This window comes from Leptolyngbya sp. PL-A3, from assembly GCF_039962325.1.
Classification (GTDB): Bacteria; Cyanobacteriota; Cyanobacteriia; order Elainellales; family Elainellaceae; genus Vacuolonema.
On the sequence record NZ_JAMPLB010000052.1, the window covers coordinates 24,212 to 48,052 of the forward strand.

Here is a 23,841-nt window from a genome sequence, read left to right on the forward strand (position 1 = left end):
AGCAACATCCCTCTAAAACTGGGTTTGAGCAATGTACAAGGTTCGCCCAATTTCAGTCGTTAGTTCAAAAGGATTCATAGCGTTGTTTGCATCACAAATTTGCCAATACTGCTCTGGATCGCCTAAGAGATTTGCAGCTAACGTGTCAAGGCGATCGCCTTCTTTTACCCGTACCTCTAGCACCCTGGATAGGGTTTCTGCTTGAGGCAAAAAGCGCCGACGTTTATAGGAGAGATGCCGCCCTTCAGGAGTGCTCAGAGTGGCGGTGTCTAACTTGTAGTAGCGACTAGTGTGTTCAAACATGATTAACACCTCTACAAAAACGTTCTTCAGATTAGCCTAAAGAGACCCAACTCCGATTAGATACTATTTTCTTGATGAAAATCCAGTGTTAGCTGATTCATCTTTCTAAACTGACTGAAAGTGATTTTTTGAGCATTTTTCTTTATCGCCATCTTCTTAAAACGCTTAGTACTCATTAAAAAATAGAAAATGGAGTTAAATCAAAAATTAGCTTAATAATTTAATGTTTGTGCCTAGCAAGTTATTCAAGCCAGTGCCTGTACCTAACGCTGCCATCGTTTCTTTGACCACTTGATGCGCCAAAAATAGATGATAGCCAGGATGGGTCACCGGGAGATCCGAATAGGTGAGGACACGCATTCCCAGAGATACTTTCGCTCGAATCGGATTGAGGTTTGTATCATGAGCTTCTTCTGTAATACTGAAGTTAGTAATATTCACTGGTAGAATACGTCGCTGTCCCCAAATGAATAGAGTTAACTTGGACGGCGACGGTATAATTTCAATCGTTCCCACTGCTAGCATCATTGTATTGGCAATCACCATCGAACTAGCAGGATAAACCAGCATTTCCAATGCTGAAAGTTGGGGATAAATACCCATATTGATAGCAATATCATTACTTTTTTCCAGCTGATCCGTGGCATCTATCTCAATCTCAATACTAATACTTTCCGCCGCCGCCCCGCTGAGTCTTAAACCAACGGTAGAACCTGCCTGCTCATTCCCCTGTATCTGCGGTTCTAGGGTACGAGTCAATGTTTCAGGATTGTATTGAAATGGAATCACCTTAGGAAGGGAATTGGTGAGATCAAAACCAACGAGCGCACCTTTAAATAAGCGAGGAGAACCAGGAAAACTTGCCATCTAGGTAACTTCAATTATGTTTCAAGGACTTACAAAAACATAAGAATAATTTCAATCTTCAGCGTTTTAATACCTAATGTAATTCACCAACTTTATATTTTTGGATTTGGTGTAAATCCTCTTCTACTTGCAAAATATTTGGTTTCATTTCCCCATTCCCCCATAAATTGCTTGCGCTACCTGGGAGCCAATTGTCTCTACTTCCATTCCTGCCCTGACATCAAACGAAACTCCCTTTAATTCTGTGATTTCATAACTGTCTGAAAATGAAGCAGGAACACCATGTTTTGTAAATAAACGAGTTAATTCTTGTTCAATTTCCTTTTGAATTCGCTCTCCATCCTTTTGGGAAAAACCGTATAATACTAACTCTTGGATGTGCAACTCAATGTTCATTTTCAGATCACTACTCATAGCTAACTCCTGCGTTGTTTTAAGTAAGTATCCAGTGATACGGCAGGACGAGAACGTACTGGAGTTGCTTTGGGTGCAGATGGAGTTGGCATCATTGCCCGAACTTCAACCCGACCGATGATGACACGGATTGTGGGAGATGCCACTACTGATTCAGCTAAGCTTTGTGGGTATGAATCTCTCAAGGCTAAGTTCAAGTTTATTGGAGCAGCGGATTGAGGCAGTGAACTTGAGTTACCTGTCATTGAGTGATCTTGATTATTTGAGCGATCGTTGTAATCTTGCAGTGTAATAGGTTGAGTAAATAAATTGTTACCAGTAGTTTTAGATTGCCTACTTGCTGTGGAGCGATCGCTATAGTTTTGGGCAGAGAGAGGTTTATCCAGTAAATTGTTAGCCTCATTTCTAGAGGCGCTTGGCGCTCCATAGTCGGATTGCTCAGTAGATCGCGAAAGATGAGTGATGACCGGAACGGATTGACTCGGTTGCAAAACTTGGAAAGGTTGTAGAGAAGCCTTTTGATTTGGTTCTTCAATCGTGAATTGACTGGTTGATTTCGAATTAGCAGTAGGAAAAATGACCTGCTTTGAGTTAGGTTGAGGCAGAGTGAAAGATGGTTGTACAACCTGGTTAGGTAGTGATGTAAGAAAGAACTGCTGCTGTACCTGCCTCTGAATTGAATTGAAGGCAATGTCATCTTCTGGTGCAGGGTGTAAAGGTTGGACAGGTTTAATGGATTGGTGAGATGGCATTTCGACGGATGGAGTAGGATCTACTGCCGTAGAAGGATGCTCAGCTTCACGATGCCAGGGCAGATCGGCTTCTTCCACCATCGCTGGTGTGGAACTAAATCTGGATACAATCATTGGTTGCACCATCGGGTTTAACCCTAGGCTACGTTCAGCCAGCCGAGAGAAGAAATTTGCCATTTAACTCACTATGTCTAGATAAAGCTGCCGCCGTGTAGCAGTCATTGACAAAATATCTACCTCGTGCCAACCATACGCTTTAGCTAGCGTATGGACCTCTTGCAGTAAGTGTCGTGCCAGGGCATCCAGTTCCGTCCAAAAAAACGAAACAATATCAAACATTGGCTGCCATTGATACTGACAGTTTGGGCAATCTAGATCTAGCAAGATTTCTGCTTGAGGATCAAAGCTGCTGATATACTGCGTTAATTGAGTCATTACTTCAACGGGTAGAGCGTTCCAGGAAACAAGAGTGCTATCCTGGCTCACTTGGAAAACACAACACTCCACCAAAGAGTGGTAAGCTTCTTCAAACGTTCTAGCATCTGCCAGCAAGGCTAAATCGTAACTATTGGGTAACCGAAATTGGCATTCAAAATCCCCGATTTGCACGATTTGAGGCGCATTGGGAGTATCTGTTAATTCAGCAACACAGATATCGGAGAGATTCAATGCAAACTCAAGACGACCACCGCATTTAGGACAAGTTGTTGTGCAATTTAGTTGAGAACCAATCGTCATTTGCCGCAATGCTAACAAGCGGCGATCTCGCTGCCCTACACTCAGCATCGCTAATTGCTGCTGAGATTGATTCGGGCAGGCAACAGACAATAACGATATTGCTCGCTCCCATGGGCATAACCGTTGGCCTAATTCCCAAATTGTAATTACGTCATTGGCACTTAAGGGACGCATGATTTAGCCCTTCTAAAAGGATCAAGAGGGCTCAACAAAACTGGGTTCACTCGGCTCAGCGACCTCGTAATCTCGCTCCCATCCCTCGTTTTCTAGCTTGAGGGTTTGGATTGCAATCGCATTCGCATTTGCATCTAGCTCAGGCAGCGCCTGGTACTCAGAAACCCAAGCACGGTAAACCTTGTAGGCAATTGCCAACTGTCCGGCTTCGTTATAGACTTCGATGATCAGATCCTTGCGGAAGTCCCTCAGGGACACTTCTGCCCCCAATCCAGCTCCATAGTTCCAAACTTTATTTGCCCACCGCTCGAATTCCGTATCATGAGTGACTCCTCGTTCTAGGGTAATCGCCTCGAAGGTGCTGCGTCCTGGAGAGAGGCGATCGCTGCTTGGATCTCCGCCTTCTCGATGTTTAACAACCTCTGTTGTACGCCTTAAAGCGCTGACCTTACTGACTCCGGCAACATATCGACCATCCCACTTGACTCGAAACTTGAAGTTTTTGTAGGGGTCAAATCGCTGTGCATTAACGCTAAATTGTGCCATTCCTGTTCTCCTCTAAGCTTAAATTTGCCCAGCCATTTGCTGTAGTTGAAGAATCACAAACTCCGCTGGCTTCAATGGTGCAAATCCCACTCTGATGTTGACGATCCCTAAATTGATATCATTCTGAGTCGTAGTTTCGCTGTCACATTTTACAAAATAAGCCTCTCGCGGAGACTTGCCTTGAAACGCACCCTGCCGAAACAGATTGTGCATGAATGCACCCAGATTCAATCGAATTTGTGCCCACAATGATTCATCATTTGGCTCAAAGACAACCCATTGAGTACCTCGATACAGGCTTTCCTGAATGTACAAAGACAAACGACGCACAGGAATATATTTCCACTCTGATGCCAAACGATCGTTACCCTGCAAGGTGCGTGCCCCCCAAAGCACCTGTCCAGATCCTGGCATTGTTCGAATACAGTTAATGCCAAGCTGATTCAGTTGTCCATTTTCAGCATCTGTCAAAGATACGCTCAATTGGGAAACACCAACCAGAGATGCCTCCAATCCAGCTGGCGCTTTCCAAACACCTCGCTGGGCATCTGTCCGCGCAATTACACCTGCAATCGCACCACAGGGTGCAAACTCTTCTATCTGGTTATTCTTTAGTGGATTGGGTTGCCGCAGACTGGGATAGAAAATAGCTGCATTTTTGCTGCGTACTCCTAAATCTAAATCCACAATTGTGCGAACATTTTTAGGCGGATCGATCAAGAGAAAGGCACGGCGTTTTTCGCAATAGCTTTTGGCAGCCTCTAGCAAGCTATTGTCACTGATATTCTCAGAATATAACGGCAGACAAAGCAGATTAAATAAATCCACTTGCTCTAGAGCATACAATCCTTGCTTGTTACTCTCAGTTCCTACTCCTGCAAAATCTGTAGCTTCTAACTGAGTACCATCAGATCCCAGAGTAACTATTGTAAATTCAGCTGTTTCATCAGGGCGCGCAGTCGGCAGGGAAGCAGCAACTCGCACTAAGTTGGACTCATTACTGAGTACATTATTGATTTGTCGAGGACTAGACTTTACTGTGAGATTACGAAACACCTCTGTTATCCCAGTACTCGTGTCTCGGACAGTCAAGTTAAATAAATCCTCTTGTTCTAATCCTGAAGCAGGATAGATTTGAAGCAATTCAGCACCCGTTGGCACGTCATGATCAATGCTAAGTTGGAGATTGTTACCCCAGGTTCCTTCACTGCTTGCGTCTAAAGTGATGGAGTTAGATGACCCAACCTGTAATCTGGCTTTTGCTGGAGACACAACTGAGTTGTCCTCGGCAGACTCAGGATTACGTCTACTCGCTCCTTGGGTGACTTGCCTAGTTTCATTTTTTGAGTGTAAAAGTCGCACAATCACTGCTTGGCTACCACCATTGAGGTAGAAGTCACGCACTGCATAACCCAAGCTACTTTCAACCCACAAGCCGCCAAACATGCGTTCAAAATCTGCAAAGCTATTGATGGTGACTGCCTGATTGACAGGTCCTCGTAAGGCGCGACCAATGAAGGCAGTAATCGATGTTGCCACACCTGTAATAGTGCACACACCACTGGGGATCTCTTCAATATAAACGCCTGGATAGGTGGGGGTAATGGGCATTATCAAGGGTCTCCCTATTGATTTTTTACCAGCACCCTATAAACCACTATGACTAATAGTGGAGGGAACTTCATCGCATATTTTTTATTTAAACCACTTTTCGAGACTTTGAGCGAGGAACACAATAATGTGTTGGGTACAACTCTATTGCTTTAGTGCAAAAAGCACATTACTTATTTCTGATTCAAGCAAATACTTTACATTAATTGATATAAGTATTTGAGCCTTAGTAGCAATTTCCTGTCTGAGAAAGACGCTGGATGTGAAGAATAAGTTCTAGCAAAAACTAAGGTTGCACTATAACAATTCTTTAAAGACGAATGATTTGCCGTACTCGTTCTCTTTATAGAGTTTATGGATCGATTTTGGTTCTATCACAAAAACTATCGGAACGAATGCATGGCTTGAGGGTGTTTGAAAAGCCAGGAAGGACGTAAAAAAGTCACTCAGTATAGGCTGCGAATAGCAAACGTCTACAGCCCTGAGTAAACCAGATAGCTCGATGCTTTTTTTGCGATTCAAGTTGCTACCGTCAATTGCCCCACCAGTCGCTCTAGCTCAGCTATCTTCTGTTCATGTTCGCTGACTACTTCACCCTTTTCAAAAATACTCGGTGCTTGCTCCAGAAATTTCTTGCGCCAACAGTTTAGAACATTTGAGTTCAGCTTGTGTGCTCAACACAGATCGCTGGCGGTTTTCTCACCACTGAGCACTTATAGAACAACTTTTGCTTTGAATTCTGCGGTGTATTGACGACGGTTTGCTGCCATAATTGCCCCCTTTCAAGAACAAGAATACTACTTGTATCTTGGGAGAGTGGCAGACCGTCTACTACTGGGTTTCTCAAAACCGGCTAAGAGCTTGGGTCGCCACACTCTTCGAAGTGCTGAGAACTCGTAAAATCGCCTGGACTCTCAGTCCGCATGGAGCAAGTAAGAGTGCAGCATTCGGCCAACTTTCATTTACTGGAGATTAAGGCACAATGGAACAGCAGTTACAATGGGTCGGTATTGATGTCAGTAAAGCTAGCTTGGATGTTTATTTGCGACCGAGTGGCGAACAGTTCCGAGTTAAAAATCAAACCACTGGCATTGCTGAATTAATTGAACGTCTCCAATCTTTCACAATCGGACAAGTAATTTTAGAAGCCAGTGGAGGACTGGAACTGGAAGCAGCTCAAGCTCTGCAAGAAAAAGAATTTGCTATTTCCATTATTAATCCTCGTCAAGGCCGAGATTTTGCTAAAGCCAGTGGTAAGTTGGCAAAAACGGATCGCATTGATGCTGCCGTGCTAGCTCATTTTGGTGAGGCGATGCAACCGGCTGTTACGGTTTTGGCTAGTGCAAGCGCACAAGCTCTGCAAGAAGCCGTTACCCGCCGTCGCCAATTAGTGGAGATGTTAACGGCTGAGAAAAACCGCCAAAGCTCTTTGCGAGGAAAGATGCAGCAGAATCTAGAGGAGCATTTGGTGTGGCTAGAGGAACATATCCAACAACTCGACCTCGAAATTGAGCAACTCAGTCAATCCCAGGAGCAATGGCGATCGCGAATTGAGTTACTCAAAAGTGTGCCGGGCATTGGTAAGGTAATTGCGACAACACTCGTTGCAGCATTGCCTGAACTGGGACAGGTAAGTGACAAACGTATTAGTGCGTTGGTAGGAGTTGCACCCTTCAATCGGGATAGTGGTAAATACAAAGGGACTCGGACTATATGGGGTGGACGGGCTAACGTTCGTGCTGCATTGTACATGGGAACACTCGTTGCGGTAAGGTATAACCCAGCTTTGAAAGCCTTTTACACTCGTCTAGTAGAACAGGGAAAAGCGAAGAAAGTGGCATTAATTGCGTGTATGCATAAGTTGCTACGAATCCTTAACGCAATGGTTCGAGATGGTAAACCTTGGAATTATCCTACTTAATGCGACAATGATAATAAGGTGACGCTTTATTTTAATAATTTCATCTAAAAGTCAATCACCTTTATATACTTGCAAAATTCAGCAGCAGCTATTTTTTGATATGCTGTGCTATTTTTTATGTTTGACCGTGCGTTATCATCTTACATTCCTATTCTTTTACTTGACATTCAAGATAATCGCTCTTAGCCTCTTGTCTGAAAATAGGGTGTCATTTCAATATCTCCCCTTAACTCAAAAAGTCTTTCTCACCGCGCTTCCTCAGAATACTCGTCATGGTGTAGCCAGGTGTGACACAGAAACACTGCACTTCACAGAGCATCAGAACTCGCGATCAATCGCTTCAGTAGGAAGTGTCAAATCTACTACTTCAATGTAAATTACTATGCCGTATTACCCATCGAAACGCTATTAGGACCCGTTTGAGCTTTATCAAGCGATTTGTGCGCCTGTCACACCTCAGAAATTTCTGGCGCGGTGGGAGGTCAATTACATCGAACTTGCCCGTCTGACCGAGACAAGCCAAAGCACAGTTGGGCACTGGTTTGCAACGCAAGGTTGCTCCCATCGCCAGCCGTCTATCCTGGTCTGTCGGCGATTAGCCGAAGTGGACCTGCTGTGGCGCTATAGCGATCGCCTCCCACCTCAGTTAATTGCACAATATATGCATCAGTCCAAATGACAATGATGTCAAAATAGCATCGAGCTATATTTCTGTACACTGAGTTAGATAGAAATCATCCTCTGTTTGTCCAGGAGTTCGCGCTGTATTGTAAAAACATCCTCTACTCTTTCTTTGATAGAGATTTAAACCCTATCTAGTTAATTAACCCAAGCTTCTCTAAGGCAGCTACAACGGCAGCTGTACGGGTTTTGGCTTCTAGCTTGAGGTAAATTCGCTCTAAATGCTTTCTGACGGTTGCAGCACTAATATACAAAAGCTCAGCAATCTCTAAATTTTCTTTGCCTTTCGCAACCCAGTACAATACCTCAGCTTCTCGAGCGCTCAACCCTATTAGCTTAAAAGACTCAATCGATAATTGAGGTTGTCGTTGCTCTTCCAAAAGCAAAACGTACTGCTCCTGGTTTGGTTCAGTGGCAAAACGAATCGTAAGCCTTTTTCCTTCTTGTTCCATAACCAACGGCAAGCGAGGGTTTAAACTCGATTCACTCTCTAAAAACAAGGACAGTTGATACTTAACCCATTGCTGTAAGTACTCGGGCAACAATTTCCCAGAACAGCTAAACGAGAAATATTGCTTCAACCATCGTTCTGCTTTGTGGCTCATGAATTGGATGTGCCCCTCCTTGGAGAGGAGCACTCCCCCAGCTGCATTGAAAGAGTCATATAACTGGACATTCTCTTGCTTTATTTGAAAGAAGACCTGAGCCGTTTGGCGAATTTGGGTCAGGTGAGGGTGCAGTGTGTTCAGAACGAGGCGATCACGCTCCGTAAAATTCCGTTGGCTACGAAACAGATTAATACATTCAAACTTAATATCTTTTATATGCTCTCCATTCTTAATGCTTGATGATATGGGTAAAGTCTGAGGCAAGGCAAATGACATGGTTTCTTCCATACCCATTAAACGAAGACAATTTTGATAAATCACTTCTGAACGCTTAAGCTGTTCTTCAGTGAGAAAATCAGAAAGCTTATAAGCAGTAAAGTCTAAGTTAGAAAAGCGCTCAGCAAATGGGTGATCATAAAAATGCTGCTGCACATGCTTATATAAATTAGAAAAATTAGGAATAGTTCCTTCTACAGTAAAGAGTTGAGCATTTGCAAAATCAATTGATGTGTAAACAGGGATATCTGCTGGAACAAGTTTTGCGATACCGTTAAGAACATACGCAGGGAAGTTTTGCAAACTATCAAGTGTGTAAATCCCATGCAGAAAATCCAGAATTTTCTGATGATCCTGTACCGTTAAGGTTGTCGTCATGATTGCTCCTGATGGTGGAAGAATTCTTAGGGCTATCTAGGATCTTAAAACACTCAATGAAGGATCTATACCTTCTCCTGGTAACAGGGATAAGTCGGAGAAATTTGAGTAGCAACTGTCCAGCCGAGTACTGCTGAATCAAGAATTGACCCATAACAGATGGCAACGAGCAATTATCTCTAGTCCTGTTCGATGGACGGAGGAATAAAAATATAAAGTTTTGTAAAACCCAAATAAAATATTCCCCTCCTCTCTGAGAACCCATCAGAAGTGATTCATACCTTCAGGAGGACTTCAAGATGGCAACTATTACACTGACCCCCTTCAATGACGTATCTACAGATAGTGCTGCGTCCAACATCATCTATGCTCTAGGCGGAAATGATGTTGTAAATGGTGGAGATGGTAATGACACTATTTATGGTGATCGGATCCCTCCTGGTGTGATCGTTATACCTACCCTGGGAGGAAACGATCGGCTATCCGGAGGAAACGGTAATGATGTTTTATATGGGGAGGAAGGCAATGATACTCTTAATGGAGACAGCGGCAATGACACCCTCTACGGCGGTATCGGACAAGATATCTTGAACGGTGGCTCTGATGCAGATCGCTTATTTGGGAATGCTGGTAATGATACATTAAACGGTGGCTCTGGCAATGATGTATTGGTTGGTACGGATGGTGGTTTGCTTGAAAAAGATACTCTCACAGGAGGAACTGGAGCCGACACCTTCTATCTTTGTAATATTCCAGGCACCGTTCCTTTTTATGCCAGCGGAAACAGATTTGACTACGCTTTAATTACAGACTTTGAACGTGGTATCGATCGTATTTTTGTGGATGGTGCCGGTTCTTATCAGTATGCCCTTACCCAGGTTGACGGCAGAAGTGGTGTTGGTATTATTAGCAATGGTTTACTTGGGCCTGATCTAATTGGCTTAGTTACGAATACGACCAGTGTTACAGATGTGCGAAATAGTGTAACCCCCATTTAAGGCTCATTGGAAGGCGCTATGTTTGCGGCTCACGTTGAGTCGTCATCCAAATGAGACCTTCCCTGGGTATCCTATAAACTTTCCCAGAAATTAGAGTCTGGGAAAGTTTTTTCCTATAAATTCAGGTACAAAGATGCGCTCGGCTCATCAAGGCCTCGATGGCTGATTGCGAGGTTTAGATGTGAAGATGCAAGAATTTATGACTTTGCATCCATTTCATACTTACATCACCAACATTGAACAATTATGGAGTGATTGCATAAAAACAACACTTTTAACTTGAGAATACTGTAGAGATGACTCACGTTCCCTTCTAAATCATGAGTTCACCCGATGATCGATCTGACCAACTGTCCCTAGATGAACGCTTAAGGCAGCTTGCTTTAATGGCACAGCGGTACCCAGCCAAAAGTCGAGAGCGGCAGCGTGCTTTAACAAAGCTATTAAGTGCAATGCAGCGATCCAATCGGTTGGTGCGACCTCAAGTGGGGCAGTTCCAGGGGTTTTACCAGGATATTTATGCTGAGGCGATGCAGCGGCTGTTTGCCTATATCTGCGATCGCATTGACGATTACACGCCTGCTCGTGGAGAAGTGTTGCAGTGGGCTAACTTCCTACTGAGTCGGCGGTTCTTTGTAGAAGCCAGCCGAGACCTGATGCCAACGGTTTACAAAGGAATGGATCCAAAGTCTACTAAGTACATCACGATTGAAGATTTAGATCGGAATAATCCTGCTGAAGTTAACCCTCAACTTACACCTTCCACTGCACAGGAGGTAGAACAGGTTTTGCAGGAAGATCCAGAAGGGCTATTTCAGAAAACCTGTATTGCGGGCCATCCTGATGCCAGTTTTCAAATACTGGCAATGAAGCGAATGGCTGGTTTTTCCTGGCAGGAGATTTCCTCAGAACTGAACATTGCCATACCCACGTTAAGTGGTTTTTATCAGCGTTGTCTTGTCAGATTTGCTCCCAAACTTAAAGAGTATTTACTGTAATCTCGATCCCAGCACCAACACATCCAGGACCATGAATCTCACCGACGACTCCATCTTTACGCTGCCACTCACTCGAGGGGCGCATCAGGTAGCGGAACAGTTTCGCCAGCAACAATCCAATCCCCAGAAAGCAAAGCAGGTGTATCTCAATACGCTGGCGGTACAAGCGGTGAATCACTATTTGGAGTGGATGGGAGTTGAGACTGATTTAGCTGCAAGTGATAGTTGGAACCCAATGCTGCAAAGCCTGGCTGATGTAGCAGATCTCACTCTTGTCAATCAGGGCAAATTAGAATGCCGTCCAGTCTTGCCTGGAGAGCGAACCTTCTATGTTCCTGCTGAGGTATGGGCAGAGCGACTGGGCTATGTTGCCGTACAGTTTGATACTGATTTAACAGAGGCAACCCTGTTAGGATTTCTGCCCTCGGTTCAGGCTCTATCGGTGTCTCTAGAAGAACTACGATCGCTCGATGAACTTTTTGATCACTTAACACCCACCCCAGCGGTTGCAGCGCCAGTGGCCTCGCCTATCATCAACCTGAGCCGTTGGATTGAAGCAGTTGCAGAGGAAGGGTGGCAAACCCTGGATCGCGTATTTGGCTCCCAACAACTTGCCTTTAGTATGCGTGGAGGGGAGGTACAGTCAGGGGATGCGGTCGCCGAGATCAACCGGGGTAAGCCTCTCATTCTGGGTTCCTATGAGGCAGGAGAACCCGTTGTTCTGCTGGTAGGCATTCTTCCTCACCAGAATCAGGAATGGGGGATTTGGGTGAGGGTTGCCCCATCGGGGGGTGAAGGCTACTTACCTACCGATTTACAGGTATCGATTCTCGACGAAATGGGAGTAGCCATTATGCAGGCTCAGTCTCGGCAAACGGAGATGATTCAATTGCGCTTTACAGGACAGCCCGGTGAGCAATTTGATGTTCAACTTGCTTTAGGGGCTGACAGCATTACAGAATCGTTCATTATCTAAACTGTTCCTATACAGCTGTCGCATCGGGAATGACCGGAAAGCTTGTCACACTGCGGTTGGATGGGGATCTGAAGCACCAGGGCTTTCAGGTCATTTTAGAGATTGGCTTTGAAGGTGAACGTCCTCAGGTAGAATTGCAGGGACATCTGCCACCAGACCCGGAATTAGCAAGCTTCCTACAGCAATGGCAGCAGAGCTACGGCGGTTTGGGAATTCAGTCTCGGATTCGGCCCCAAGAAATTGTTTATGGTGGCTCGGTAAACCGTCTGGAGAACTGCCGTCAGTTAGGACGTAAACTGGGCGATCGCTTCAATGATTGGCTACAGTCTGCCTCGTTCCAGAGATTGGATCTGCGCTTGCGGGAAGAACTGCAAAGAACTGACCTCATTCGCATTGTGCTGCGCAGCTCTCACATCGATGTTCGTCAGCTTCCCTGGTATTTGTGGGATTTGATCCAACGCTTTCCTCAGGCTGAACTGGTGTTAAGTGCCCCTACGTTTGAACAAACGGGGGTACCGGAATGTTGTGCTCATGCATCCCGACAAACGGTTCGTATTCTCGCTATTTTGGGACATAGTGCCGATATCGATGTGGAAAGCGATCGCCAGCGACTCATGAATCTCCCTTATGCTGAGGTGACCTTTTTAGCTCAACCTCGGCGGCAGCAGTTCAATGACCACCTCTGGGAGCAGCCCTGGGATATTTTGTTCTTTGCCGGACACAGCCAGACGAAGGGGGAAGCTGGACGCATTTATCTGAACCCGCAGGATAGCCTGACCCTGGAGGAGTTGAGCTATGGCTTACAGCGGGCGATCGCCCAGGGTTTGCAGTTAGCAATTTTTAATTCCTGTGATGGTTTGGGCTTAGCCCAGGAATTAGAACACCTGCATATTCCGCAGGTAATTGTGATGCGGGAGCCGGTACCTGACCCCGTTGCCCAGGCATTTCTCAACTATTTTCTGACTGCTTTTGCCTCTGGGTTGCCACTCCATCTTGCTGTGCGCCAGGCCCGGGAGCGGTTGCAAGGGCTAGAAGATGAGTTTCCTTACGCAAGTTGGCTACCTGTTCTTTGTCAGGCCCCTAATGTTCTCTCCCCAACCTGGGATGGTCTGCGAGGCTATACCGATCCACTTGCCACCCATGAGGTTCCTCCTCGCAATACGATCGCCCTCGCCAGTATTCTTGTAATTGGCCTGGTCTGGGGACTGCAAACGCTGGGCTTTTTGCAATCGTTGGAATTACAAACTTTTGACCAGTTGATGCGCCTACGTCCAGCAGAAAGGGTAGACGATCGCATGCTTGTCGTCACGATTGATGAAGCAGACATCGAGTACCAGGACGTGCAGGGGATGGCACGGCATGGTTCATTGTCGGATCAGGCATTGATGCAATTATTGCAAAAGGTGAATCCCTATCAGCCGCGTGCGGTTGGGTTAGATATTTTTCATGACTTTGAATTTGCACCTGAACTAGCGACCATGCTCAATCAAATGCCTGCTTTTGTGGCAACCTGCGAAATTGCAGCCACGGCTGACAACCCCCATACAATTGCTGCCCCACCGACTACCAAGAAGGAGAATTTAGGATTTAGCGATGTTCCAGTTGACCCTCATTATGTGATTCGCCGTCAGTTTTTAGGAATGACTTCTGTAACAGAATGCCCTACCAGCCAATCCTTAAGCTTACGCTTGGCGATGCACTATTTAAAGGCAGAGGCTGAGATCCAACTACAGCGTAATACCAAAGGCGAGATCCAAATGGGTAGAGCCATCTTTCCAAAACTGCCCTATAACGCTGGAGGCTATCAGTTACCTGTTGATGAAGCGAAAGGTTATCAAATTCTATTAAACTATCGCCAAGCTGAACCTGAACGTGTTTCGTTACGATCAATTCTGAACGGTGAACTGGATTCTCAGTTGCTGAATCTGGTTCGCGATCGCATCATTTTAATTGGTGTTACTAATTCCAAAGATGTGCATCTCACACCTTACGACCGTGGTAATTTAGCCGATCGCATGCCTGGTGTGATTGTTCATGCTCATATGATCAGCCAAATCATCAGTGCGGTTCTCGATCAACGCCCCCTGCTGCGATGGTTGCCTCAGTGGGGGGAATTGTTTTGGATGAGTGCTTGTGCTCTAGTCGGTGCGGCCCTTGTACAGATTGGATCTTCAAACTCAGGTCTTTCGAGCCGCTCCCTCTTCATGATAGGACTGAGGTTGGCGATCGCGATCGCCCTTATTTACGGCATATGTTTTGGCTTGCTCGTGATAGGGTGGTGGCTACCCTTTGTATCAGCCGCGCTAGCTTTGAGTATTGGAGGTAGCAGTGTTGTGCTCATGCACTCCCTGAATCAATCTAACTCCCATTCTGTTTACGGTGGTAGGAGGTATTATGCCCTCTCTCAACTTCCCCCTCAGTAGTGTTCTCCTCATCAGCACACTCAGTAGTGTTCTATTACCCAATTTTGATGCGATCGCGCAGACCACTCAACCAAGTCAATCTGTTGCTCCAGGCCAATTGCTCTTTAATGCCCCAGCAGAGGACTTTGAAAACGAAGGCCGACCACCGAGCCGTACCTCTGCGGGTTCACGGAATGCCTGCTTAGATTTGCTCATTGCCCTGGTGCCGGGGCAGCAAGAGGTTTCTATGGATGAGAGCGGATGTAGTGCCCGATCCGACGCTGCGATGGCATTGACAATCTCAGAACAGCCAACGCTTTGGTTTTACTTACCGGAATTTGCTCGTGAAGGGGCGATTGCCGAACTTGTGCTACTCAATGAGGCGCTGCAACCGACATTTATACAACCTGTCACCCTCGAAAATACTACAGGTATTATTGGTGTGCTGTTAGAGCAACCGCTAGAAGTAGGCCATGTGTATCACTGGGTCTTTTCTGTGGAGAGCAACACCAGTCATTCATCTGAACCACTTGTTGTAGGTGGGTTCATCAAACGAATTGAACCCGATGACACTTTAACCACTGCCTTGTCTTCTGACACATTGGATCAAGAACGTCTAGTACTTTATGCCAATCACGGCATTTGGCATGATGCCCTGACCTTGATAGTGAATCTCCGCAGAGCTAATCAAAATGATCTAACACTGAGGCGGCAGTGGAGCAGTTTCCTTGATTCTGTTGGCCTGGAAGCGATCGCTAATGCTCCCCTATCAACCTGCTGCGAGGAAGAGCAATCGCCCTGAGTCCATACAAGGACGCTTACAAATTTTGGCAGTTGGTAGGTGATTGCCAGGAACTATAGGGTACAACAGTCGGTGAATTGGCTGTTAAAACGACTTCTCCGCGATCGCTCCTGATCCATCCCTGAGCTTCAATGATGGGCGATGATGGAGAAGAAAGTGGGGTGGCGGGTTGAACTGATTGGGCAGGTTGCACTGTCGTATCGGCAAACTCTGTGGGTAATCGCCGATCATCCCAAACGCCGCTACCCCCAAGCATTGCATCTGGTCCCGGCGGAAGTCCTCCCCGGCCTGTTTCGACAAATCGGCTGGTTGTCGTGCTACCGCCTGTCTGACAGCGCTGATCCAGTTGGGCATTGACGGGCGTGCTGGCAAGGGCGACTAAGCCACGGGTGGGGTCTGTATTGGGAGCATTAATTTGAATAGTTCCGTTCACCCCTAATTCAGAACTGGCGGTAATATCACTTTGGTTGGTTAATGCGGGCTGAACTGCTATCCCAAAAACGCCTCTTGCGGTGATGGCGATTGCCCCACCTGCACCGTTATAGGCATTGGCAGTGATGTCACTATTCTCAGGTAGCGCTGTGATAATAAACCCAGAATCAATTGTGATATTGCCACCGTTTCCCCCAGTGCGCGCGCTTCCCGCGTTGGTGGAGATTTGGCTGTTATCCTGCAAGAAGATGAGATCTCTGGCTCGAAGCTGAACATCGCCTCCGTTCCCCGAAGCTGTTGCTGTCAGAATTCTGCCCCTATCCGATAACTCAATGACATTAGCTTCGATGATAGCCCTACCGCCACCACGTGCCCGGTTTTCATCCGAGTTTAGACTGCCGACGGCGATCGTGCCGCGATTGGTGAGTTGTAACCTATCTGTCTGAATCTGCAAGGTACCTCCCCGGCCTGTGGCCTCTGGAAAACCTTCGAATCCAGTGCCAGGGATGCCACCTGATGACGCAATAATACTACTGGGAAAACGGTTCTCGATATCGGCACCAGATACCCGGATAAAGTTGGAAGCCTGTACCTGCATATCGCCTGCATTCCCCAAACCAAAAGTGGTCGTTTGCAGGACAGCCCCATTCAGAATACTGAGCTGTTCGGTGGTAAGAGATAATGCGCCTCCATCCCCACGTGACCCTTGTTCTGTTCCAGCAAAAATTCCACTACCAGACGGTAAAGAACGAGGGGCAAATAGCTGACCTTCATTTAACGCAACCCCATCCAATACAACTTGGTTAGTTGTCACTTGGATTGCCCCTGCATTACCGATGGCAAAGGTGGTAGTGCTGATTTGTGCACCACTCAAAACGTTCAAGCTGGAGGTTGTCAGGGTAATCTTGCCTCCATTTCCCTCGGTATCTGGATATTCGAATCCGCCGATTTGATTAAACAAGCCACTGGGAAGCCACTCGTTGTCCTCTACAACACCCCCTTGCAGATCAATGGAATCCTGCATCGTCACTGTCAGGTTTCCGGTATTGCCTGATGCAGTGTTTATTAGGGTTATATTCGATCCATTCCGCAAGGTCAGGCGATCGCCCTCAACCACAATATTGGCCGTTCGACCCGCTCCTTCCGAAGCGGATAAAATTTCTGATGAACCATCCATCAGCACCTCGGAAGCACGAATTCTAATTTCGCCGCCATCTCGATCAAATACATCAGCAAACCAGAAGGTTTCATTCGTAAGGGTGACGCGTCTCCCTTGTGCTTGGATACTGCCGCCACCCTCGCCACTGACATCAATAGTTGCCGCATCAAAATAAATATCTTGAAAATCCTGAACTCCCTGGTAGTCAATACGCCAACCTTCATCTACCGGAACAAGACGGACAGTACTTCCGGCTCCCACGCTGCCAAATTCGACTCGACCATCTGGAACGGTTACGGCTCCTTCAGGAAAAGCCAACATCCCTCCTATGAAGGCTAATGTTCGATCCGGAATGAGCTGTAGTCCACCAGAAAGAATTGCTCCTGACTGTTCATCCAAAACAACATTGCCGTTCTCATCCAGCAAAGGGACGAGCGATTCATTACGAATGGGGCCGGGGGAAAGGCCAAACTGCAAACCAGTAGGAACGCTTACGGTGAGTAGAGAAGATCGAGTGTTAACGGCACTAAAAGCAGTCCCATCCGCGAAAGTTAGCCGTTCAGCAGTCGTGGCGAGAAACGACCCACCGATATTGAGTGACGCATTAGGGCCAAAAATAATACCGTGGGGGTTGATCAGAAAAAAGTTGGCTGGACTCACAGCCCCATTCGGTTGCAGTACCTCAATACCACCATCAATTCGGGAAGCCGCAGGCCCGGTAACACGGGAAATAACATTAGTGGTATTGCCATTGCTAAGCCGGAAGGAGGCAATCTCTCCTCCTGGCACAGAAAACAACTGAAAACTGTGGAACAGGTTGGTGCCTGCCTGAGAGCCTCCCGTAATAACCAACCGATTACCCTGAGATCGGACGAGGGTGGGATTCGGTAAGGTTCCGTCTGAACGAACCTGGGATTGAGCTACAGGTGGACATAGGAACGTGTTACCGATCGCAATCATCAAGAGTGTGAGCGACCGCAAACTGAACAAGCTAGTGCGCAGCATCACAGTTACCTCATACGTTGAGCGACTTATACAGGCGGCGGCGGAACTGGGACAATTGCACCGCGTCGTATTTGATTGGGAAGAATGCCTTGCACTAGGGCCAGAGAATCAGTTCCCAAGCGGATTAACGTTCCTGATCCCTGATCTTCAAAGACCAGGTTATTCACGCTAATTCCCTGCACCCCTCCCAACTGATCCTGAAATTGCTCAAAATCCACAATGGTCAAGATTCCAGGACCTGTTTGAAGGACGAAGAGATCTCGGCCTGCACCGCCTTGGCCCCTATCCTCGTTGGTTCCTCCATACAAAATGTCATCACCGCTACCACCGATGAGCGTGTCATTTCCCGAACCACCATTTAAGATGTCATTGCCAACTGAGCCGTTAAGCCGATCAGCCCCTTCTCTACCAATCAGCCAATCATCTCTACCGGTGCCATTTATAGAGCTGCCTGCCGGATCCGCAATAATCCGATTACCTTCCATCCCACCAAATCGGATGAAGTTCGTCGCTGAGAGTTCTGGATGACTGGCTGGATTAAGGGGAACTGTCGGATCCCGTAAGACCGCAATACGCTGCCTTGCAGCCGATCCCGTTCCATCGCGATCGAAATATAGGGTTGCAGAACGGCGATTGTAGAGAAATCGATCGTTGACATCCCGTGCCTGCACATTAACTTCTTGAGCCTGATCAAAGGAAACAAATTGATCGGCAGAGAGCGTCAAATTGGGCTGAAAAATTAAACCAGAATTACGGTAGATCCGGGAACTATTCGTTGCATTTCCTAGATAGATGTAGAGATTTTCATTCGACGGATTGAAGTCAATGATAAAATCATCCCCATCATTAAGGGGATCATAGAACTCAAAACGATCCGTCCCTGTTCCCCCCTCTAAAGTGTCTTGACCACCCCCGCCGTACAAAACATCGGATCCCTCCTCTCCAGAGAGGAGATCCGCACCTGATTCTGTCGTGTTGCCACCTCGTAGGGTGTCATTGCCTACCGAACCAAAAAGAGTATCGGTACCAGGGCCACCAAACAAAGAATCGTTACCATCTCCCCCGTCAAGCAGGTCACTACCAGCCGCTAATGAATTTGGGGCCGCTTCGGGTTCACCATATAATTGGTCATTTCCTCGATTACCGGCCAGGTAATCCGATGAATTTTGCCCATGCAGGGTGTCATCGCCATCCCATCCGAACAAGTCATCAATACCATCTGCCCCCTGAATCAAATCATTGCCACCATAACCATAAACGGCGTAACCGTATAGAGAGGCAGGTAGGCGATTTTGTGCGTTCACAAAGTCATTATTGGGTACCTGAATGGTGTCACCGTTTTCGGTACCTCGGAGAATACGTTCGGGTAGCTCATCGTCTTCAATAATGATAGTAACGGTTCGAATCGAACTATTCAGTTGCAAAGGAATATTCTGGGGAGCCGAGTCGATGAACCACTCGCTTGGCTCATCGGGAGAGCCAGGCTGGAAAATGGGATCACCAGCGATCGCCTCATTGAAAACATAGATGTCTTGGCTAAACCCAAAATTAGCATCCTCGTCGATCGTCCAAACCAATGCGCGCGTTCCATCAAACCTGTTATCCCCACGAATTGTAAACCCCATATTTTGGGTCGTTTGTCCGGGCGCAAAGATAATCTCATCCGTGACCACATCCTGTAAGTTCCAATTATCCCCCCAGTCCTCACCCCATAAGGTAAAGTCTCGCTCAGTGCGAGCATTAGCGACAGCAGTACGCCGAATTCGGCGGGATCTAACTCTTCTAGGCATAACTATCAACAGGTGATACTACTTTTATTTCAATTTCAAACGACTCTGGATTTGTCATGATCAGGCCATGTGACTACAACCAATTGCCGAGCAGGATATAAGGAGCCCAAAAGCGGGGAGCTTGATAGCCAGACGAATTTAACAATGTAATTTGGGCGCGGCGCAAGGCCTCTGCTCGTCCAATGGGGTAACTAGTATTGGCTAATTCCCGATAGAACAAGCCCATTAAATTGGCCGTTGAGCGATCATCAACAGCCCAGAGAGACGCAATTGTGCTCCTTGCTCCTGACTGGATAGCGATCCCGGCTAAACCTAACGCGGCTCTGCGATCGCCTTCAGCAGTCTTACACGCACTCAATACCAATAGTTCAATAGGATGAGGATTACTCGAATCTCGACTGTGAAGAATGGCGCTCAGTTCGTTAATAGTAATGCGTTCATCCCATGCCAGAATAAATGTCTCTTCTGGATCTGAGCTAAATTGTCCATGAGTTGCTAGATGAACGATGGGAAAGGGTGACGTATTGACCCAATCCCGCATAGCGTTGCTGGTGAACGCTTGATTCATTAATGTGCGGCTTGAAATGGAAGATTGGACTTCCCGTAACTCGGTCTCAACATTTTCTAAAGGCGCGAATCCTTCATGAGCCGGGAAGCCTTGCCGCGTTTCTGATAACCCAAAGGTTAGGACATTTAAATCAAAGGTACTGAGGGGACGTGGTTCTAGAAGTCGCAACCCAGGTGCCAGGGCAACAGCATACTGTTCAATCAGATAGTGTTGGCCATTATGGAGAATCGCCATTGGAATGTTGCGTAATGATCCATCCAGAACAAAAACTAAAGTTTTGATCTGATTTTCGGTAAGAACGGCTTCTACCGGTTGGATTAGCCAGCTATAAACTTCTTGAGCTAGAGACAAACCCGTTGGAGAAATGTAAGGACGAACCAACTCTCGTCTTAAACGTTTGAGAGTTTGGTCGATGTCTTCTGCAGATCGAGAAATGGCATGAAATTGGAGCTGTTCTGACTGTGGTAATTTAAGAATGACAGCCAGTTGCCCATCTAAAATTATGGTATAAAGAACAGCTGCGGTTGGATCAACGGACTCTTCATTAATTGCAATTGATGGAGCCAGATTACAGCGTAGAAAGTTCTCTAACTCACTAATTTGTAATGCATCAATTGATTGGGCCGCTTGTTGTAAATATTCCTGGCTAGGGTTGTTACCTTCTGCTTGTAGAAGCAGGCTAACCAGTTCTCGGTAGATTGGCTCTACTGTATCGCGAAAGGAGAGTTGTAAATCGGTTTCGATCGCCACTAAGTTCCTTCGCACGACCTGTAGCGTTTCTACAGCTGTTTGATAATGGGCGATCGCCTTCTCATCTTCCCCCAGCGCTTTGTAAATTCGCCCTAGCTGCCACTGCCACTGATAAGCGATTTCCCAGGCATGGACAGCTTGAGCCAAGCCTAATGCAGATTCCGTTAACTGTTGAGCCTGAAACAACTGTTCTGGCTGAACCAAGCCGAGATGTTCGTACAATTCCCCAAGTGTTCCTAGAGCGTAGGATTGCGATCGCTCGTCCTGTAGTTCATTGGCCTGTTGCCGTGCCCTTTGGGTCAGCTCAACAGCAGTGTTGAACCATTGCGCTCCAGCTTTAATAAGTTGCTTGGAAAAATTCAGTTGAGCCAAAATTAGGGTACGGCTTGGTGGTAAATTTGCAAGATTCGCATCTAGCAATGCTCCAATTTGAGCCTGGATCTCTGGCTGTAAATCCTTTACTTCAACGGTAGAACTGTTCTGCTGTTGCCACTGTTGAAAGTCAATGAGTAGGCTGAGCCGTTGTACTTGTGCTTGAATACCAATAATGGTGGTATAAGGATGGCTCGCGCTTTTTGTAATAGTTTCTTGATAGCGGTTCAGTGCCTGTTGAGCGGTGGCTTGGGTGCGATCGCGATCACCTTCTCGCTCCGTTCGTTCATATAAATCTTTAGCCTGGTAATAGAGGGCTCGCTCAGTATTGCCAAGGCTGAGTAACGTCGCATTTTCTATCTGAGCAGATTGCAATTCCTGGCTAAATTCCAGGCTATGCTCCAAAACTTGCTGAGACTGAGGCAAATAACCGATCAATCGTAAAACATTGCCCAAATTACGTAATCCTAAAGCGCGAATGGTCAAATCTAATTGCGTATTCGCTTGAAACGTCCGCACTAATGATTCAACATCCTCAAAAGTAATTTCTTCACAAGATGTTTCACGACCGATGGCTGCTAGCAATGTCGTACAGGCACGTCGATAACGGCCAGTTGCCTCTAAAGCCTGAGATTGATTAATTAGACTTCCAACCATTCCCACTGCATCATTAAGTTGTTGATAAAGATGAGTAGTTTGCTGCCAAGTTTCAAGTGCCACCTCCGGTTGCCCTAATGACAGCTCCAAGCGCCCTCTTGCATTCAAAGCCTGGGCTACTAGTTGTTGCTGTGGTGCGTTGTTACCAGAATGTTGGTGTAGTAGTGCCAGACTGATGGCAATCGATTCTTCAGCCCGCTGCCAATCTCCCAACTCCTGATAAGCCAGTGATAGATAGGTCAGCACCATGGCCTGGTAAGTAGAGTTTCCCTGAGCCTGGTAACTTTGAGCGGCCTCTAGCCAAAGATCAATAGCTTCCTGAAATCGATGCTCAGCATATAAGTCATTCCCCTGTTGCAGCAACCTTTGTAAGGAAGTATCCTCGCCCTGCCTCAGAGTGATTGGATTCTCACTCTGCGTTTCTTTAGAGAAAACAAAACGCGAATCATTTCCTTTAACAGGAAAACCTATAGTTCTCTCTGTAGAAACATTCCTGGGGGCAGCAACGATTGAAATCCCAGATAACTGATGAGAGACTGCAGGAAAAACTTGTAAAGCCAGGAACAGACTAATGAACATGAGTGCAGATAACCAGCGAACACGGTTCCAAGCCAACCCAAGAAAAAGCCGATTTCGCCTATTGCTTCTCCACTTTTTTAAGGTCTTGAGTTGTTGATAACCCTGTTTTCTAAGCATGATTTGTAAAATGTTTTAACACATCCACAACACCTATTTTTTGTGTAGTTATTCAATTGTTAAGACAATTTAAGTTGAACGCTCAACGAGGAGAAATTAGGACTGATCCAAAATCCGCAACAATATAGATTTCTTGAGTAACCAATGTAAATTTAGGTATTTTGAATTTTACTGGTACACGTAAGCTAATTCAGTTCCTTTTTATATAATGGCTTCCGGGTTTCAGCCTTCAGGTTGATAGCTCCTGGTATAACCACGCCTCAATTAGGCAGAATTACAGATCTCGACCATTATCTAGTTTTTCAAGAGAAGTAGTATATCTTAACAAACGTGAACATTCTCTAGAGATGTGCAGTTCAGATATAGGTGTTCTTATCACTGAACAAGTTACCTCTGCACAAGTGAACTCTCTATTAGCCATTTGCCGTATTTTATTGTTAAGCAAGAGTAACCGTAGTAATCCTAAATGAGTTGAGAGAGGATGTGGACGTAGCCCACACCCTCTCTCGCAACTCATCTCATAACTCATTTAGAGCTGGTAGGACTGGTAAACTCAAAGGTAGGTCTTCAGGAGTGAGGTTCGTGTGAGCGAGGGCGTCTCAACGGTTCCCGGAGACAATCTGTCTTTCCGTCAGTAGCGTTGAATACAACACTTAGTCTGGAACCGCAAGGCGTTCCGCTAATACCTCGACCAGAAAATTGCCCAACACCCGGAAGTGTTTCCCACCAAAACTGGGTCAGGCTATTATTTCCAGGGGTTTCGTACCTCGGCCAAACTAGGATTGGTAAGTTGACAAATTCGTTTAGTAGCTAATGGAGAAGTCTATCAACTGCGGCCCAATTTTGCTATGCCTTATAGAACCCATTTGACATCTTTACAATCTCAAATTAAGGTACTGAAATCCCTTGAACCAAGGTACCATGCCATATTCCAGCAGCCTCACTGATGAAGAATGGAACATCCTCG

Annotated in this window: 17 protein-coding genes; 6 read left to right on the plus strand and 11 right to left on the minus strand. The window is 46.3% G+C overall.

Annotated elements, in window-relative coordinates; genetic code table 11:
* Nucleotides 1–12: 12 nt before the first annotated feature.
* The 7 genes from NDI52_RS26360 to NDI52_RS26390 all read right to left on the minus strand — a co-directional run bounded on the left by NDI52_RS26360 (nucleotide 13) and on the right by NDI52_RS26390 (nucleotide 5,405).
* Nucleotides 13–303, minus strand: coding sequence for a hypothetical protein (locus NDI52_RS26360; RefSeq protein WP_190775378.1), 291 nt, complete (start codon nucleotides 301–303; stop codon nucleotides 13–15).
* A 207-nt stretch (nucleotides 304–510) separates the two neighbouring features.
* Entirely contained in the window at nucleotides 511–1,170 is a 660-nt protein-coding gene (locus NDI52_RS26365; protein WP_348256571.1) for a hypothetical protein, read from the minus strand.
* A gap of 144 nt (nucleotides 1,171–1,314) precedes the next feature.
* The gene (locus NDI52_RS26370; RefSeq protein WP_348256572.1) at nucleotides 1,315–1,584 is read right to left on the minus strand and encodes a hypothetical protein; all 270 of its coding nucleotides are present in this window, start codon (nucleotides 1,582–1,584) and stop codon (nucleotides 1,315–1,317) included.
* A gap of 2 nt (nucleotides 1,585–1,586) precedes the next feature.
* Nucleotides 1,587–2,450 carry a hypothetical protein gene (locus NDI52_RS26375; RefSeq protein ID WP_348256573.1) on the minus strand — a complete coding sequence of 288 codons (864 nt, stop codon included), beginning with the start codon at nucleotides 2,448–2,450 and terminating at the stop codon, nucleotides 1,587–1,589.
* A 63-nt stretch (nucleotides 2,451–2,513) separates the two neighbouring features.
* Complete coding sequence (locus NDI52_RS26380) at nucleotides 2,514–3,248, minus strand: phage baseplate protein (RefSeq protein ID WP_190775382.1); 735 nt, start codon at nucleotides 3,246–3,248, stop codon at nucleotides 2,514–2,516.
* A gap of 21 nt (nucleotides 3,249–3,269) precedes the next feature.
* On the minus strand, nucleotides 3,270–3,794 hold the full coding sequence (locus NDI52_RS26385; RefSeq protein ID WP_190775383.1) for a phage tail protein: 525 nt from the start codon (nucleotides 3,792–3,794) through the stop codon (nucleotides 3,270–3,272).
* Between the two features lie 18 nt (nucleotides 3,795–3,812).
* Nucleotides 3,813–5,405 (minus strand): phage tail sheath subtilisin-like domain-containing protein, encoded by a 1,593-nt coding sequence (locus NDI52_RS26390; protein ID WP_348256574.1) that lies wholly within the window; start codon nucleotides 5,403–5,405, stop codon nucleotides 3,813–3,815.
* 982 nt (nucleotides 5,406–6,387) lie between these two features.
* On the opposite strand from NDI52_RS26390, the gene NDI52_RS26395 reads away from it, so the two are divergent.
* On the plus strand, nucleotides 6,388–7,326 hold the full coding sequence (locus tag NDI52_RS26395; RefSeq protein ID WP_348256575.1) for an IS110 family transposase: 939 nt from the start codon (nucleotides 6,388–6,390) through the stop codon (nucleotides 7,324–7,326).
* An 815-nt stretch (nucleotides 7,327–8,141) separates the two neighbouring features.
* Here the strand turns inward: NDI52_RS26395 and NDI52_RS26400 are convergent.
* Nucleotides 8,142–9,269 (minus strand): LuxR C-terminal-related transcriptional regulator, encoded by a 1,128-nt coding sequence (locus NDI52_RS26400; RefSeq protein WP_348256576.1) that lies wholly within the window; start codon nucleotides 9,267–9,269, stop codon nucleotides 8,142–8,144.
* A 299-nt stretch (nucleotides 9,270–9,568) separates the two neighbouring features.
* Here NDI52_RS26400 and NDI52_RS26405 point away from each other — a divergent pair, with 299 nt between their 5' ends.
* The 5 genes from NDI52_RS26405 to NDI52_RS26425 all read left to right on the plus strand — a co-directional run bounded on the left by NDI52_RS26405 (nucleotide 9,569) and on the right by NDI52_RS26425 (nucleotide 15,445).
* Nucleotides 9,569–10,267 (plus strand): calcium-binding protein, encoded by a 699-nt coding sequence (locus NDI52_RS26405; protein ID WP_190775386.1) that lies wholly within the window; start codon nucleotides 9,569–9,571, stop codon nucleotides 10,265–10,267.
* 320 nt (nucleotides 10,268–10,587) lie between these two features.
* A complete protein-coding gene (locus NDI52_RS26410; RefSeq protein ID WP_348256577.1) occupies nucleotides 10,588–11,265 on the plus strand; it encodes a sigma-70 family RNA polymerase sigma factor in 678 nt (225 codons plus the stop codon).
* A 31-nt stretch (nucleotides 11,266–11,296) separates the two neighbouring features.
* Nucleotides 11,297–12,241, plus strand: a complete 945-nt coding sequence (locus tag NDI52_RS26415; protein WP_190775388.1) for a DUF1822 family protein — start codon at nucleotides 11,297–11,299, stop codon at nucleotides 12,239–12,241.
* Between the two features lie 29 nt (nucleotides 12,242–12,270).
* Nucleotides 12,271–14,664, plus strand: coding sequence for a CHASE2 domain-containing protein (locus NDI52_RS26420; RefSeq protein WP_348256578.1), 2,394 nt, complete (start codon nucleotides 12,271–12,273; stop codon nucleotides 14,662–14,664).
* Nucleotides 14,636–15,445 (plus strand): DUF928 domain-containing protein, encoded by an 810-nt coding sequence (locus tag NDI52_RS26425; RefSeq protein WP_348256579.1) that lies wholly within the window; start codon nucleotides 14,636–14,638, stop codon nucleotides 15,443–15,445. The genes NDI52_RS26420 and NDI52_RS26425 overlap by 29 nt, the downstream gene beginning before the upstream one ends.
* 16 nt (nucleotides 15,446–15,461) lie before the next feature.
* On the opposite strand, the gene NDI52_RS26430 is transcribed toward NDI52_RS26425, so the two are convergent.
* From NDI52_RS26430 to NDI52_RS26440, 3 genes are all read right to left on the minus strand, one after another.
* A complete protein-coding gene (locus tag NDI52_RS26430; protein ID WP_348256580.1) occupies nucleotides 15,462–18,041 on the minus strand; it encodes a filamentous hemagglutinin N-terminal domain-containing protein in 2,580 nt (859 codons plus the stop codon).
* 26 nt (nucleotides 18,042–18,067) lie between these two features.
* A complete protein-coding gene (locus NDI52_RS26435; protein WP_190775392.1) occupies nucleotides 18,068–19,831 on the minus strand; it encodes a calcium-binding protein in 1,764 nt (587 codons plus the stop codon).
* Nucleotides 19,832–19,904: 73 nt separating this feature from the next.
* Complete coding sequence (locus tag NDI52_RS26440) at nucleotides 19,905–22,541, minus strand: CHAT domain-containing protein (protein WP_190775393.1); 2,637 nt, start codon at nucleotides 22,539–22,541, stop codon at nucleotides 19,905–19,907.
* Nucleotides 22,542–23,841 lie beyond the last annotated feature (1,300 nt).

Bases quoted from the DNA above. Each gene is read 5' to 3' on its own strand.
- NDI52_RS26405 (WP_190775386.1), top strand. From the start codon at position 9,569: ATGGCAACTATTACACTGACCCCCTTCAATGACGTATCTACAGATAGT.
- NDI52_RS26435 (WP_190775392.1), bottom strand. From the start codon at position 19,831: ATGCCTAGAAGAGTTAGATCCCGCCGAATTCGGCGTACTGCTGTCGCT.
- NDI52_RS26390 (WP_348256574.1), bottom strand. From the start codon at position 5,405: ATGCCCATTACCCCCACCTATCCAGGCGTTTATATTGAAGAGATCCCC.
- NDI52_RS26425 (WP_348256579.1), top strand. From the start codon at position 14,636: ATGCCCTCTCTCAACTTCCCCCTCAGTAGTGTTCTCCTCATCAGCACA.
- NDI52_RS26375 (WP_348256573.1), bottom strand. From the start codon at position 2,450: ATGATTGTATCCAGATTTAGTTCCACACCAGCGATGGTGGAAGAAGCC.
- NDI52_RS26385 (WP_190775383.1), bottom strand. From the start codon at position 3,794: ATGGCACAATTTAGCGTTAATGCACAGCGATTTGACCCCTACAAAAAC.
- NDI52_RS26370 (WP_348256572.1), bottom strand. From the start codon at position 1,584: ATGAGTAGTGATCTGAAAATGAACATTGAGTTGCACATCCAAGAGTTA.
- NDI52_RS26420 (WP_348256578.1), top strand. From the start codon at position 12,271: ATGACCGGAAAGCTTGTCACACTGCGGTTGGATGGGGATCTGAAGCAC.
- NDI52_RS26380 (WP_190775382.1), bottom strand. From the start codon at position 3,248: ATGCGTCCCTTAAGTGCCAATGACGTAATTACAATTTGGGAATTAGGC.
- NDI52_RS26410 (WP_348256577.1), top strand. From the start codon at position 10,588: ATGAGTTCACCCGATGATCGATCTGACCAACTGTCCCTAGATGAACGC.
- NDI52_RS26400 (WP_348256576.1), bottom strand. From the start codon at position 9,269: ATGACGACAACCTTAACGGTACAGGATCATCAGAAAATTCTGGATTTT.
- NDI52_RS26395 (WP_348256575.1), top strand. From the start codon at position 6,388: ATGGAACAGCAGTTACAATGGGTCGGTATTGATGTCAGTAAAGCTAGC.
- NDI52_RS26430 (WP_348256580.1), bottom strand. From the start codon at position 18,041: ATGCTGCGCACTAGCTTGTTCAGTTTGCGGTCGCTCACACTCTTGATG.
- NDI52_RS26360 (WP_190775378.1), bottom strand. From the start codon at position 303: ATGTTTGAACACACTAGTCGCTACTACAAGTTAGACACCGCCACTCTG.
- NDI52_RS26415 (WP_190775388.1), top strand. From the start codon at position 11,297: ATGAATCTCACCGACGACTCCATCTTTACGCTGCCACTCACTCGAGGG.
- NDI52_RS26365 (WP_348256571.1), bottom strand. From the start codon at position 1,170: ATGGCAAGTTTTCCTGGTTCTCCTCGCTTATTTAAAGGTGCGCTCGTT.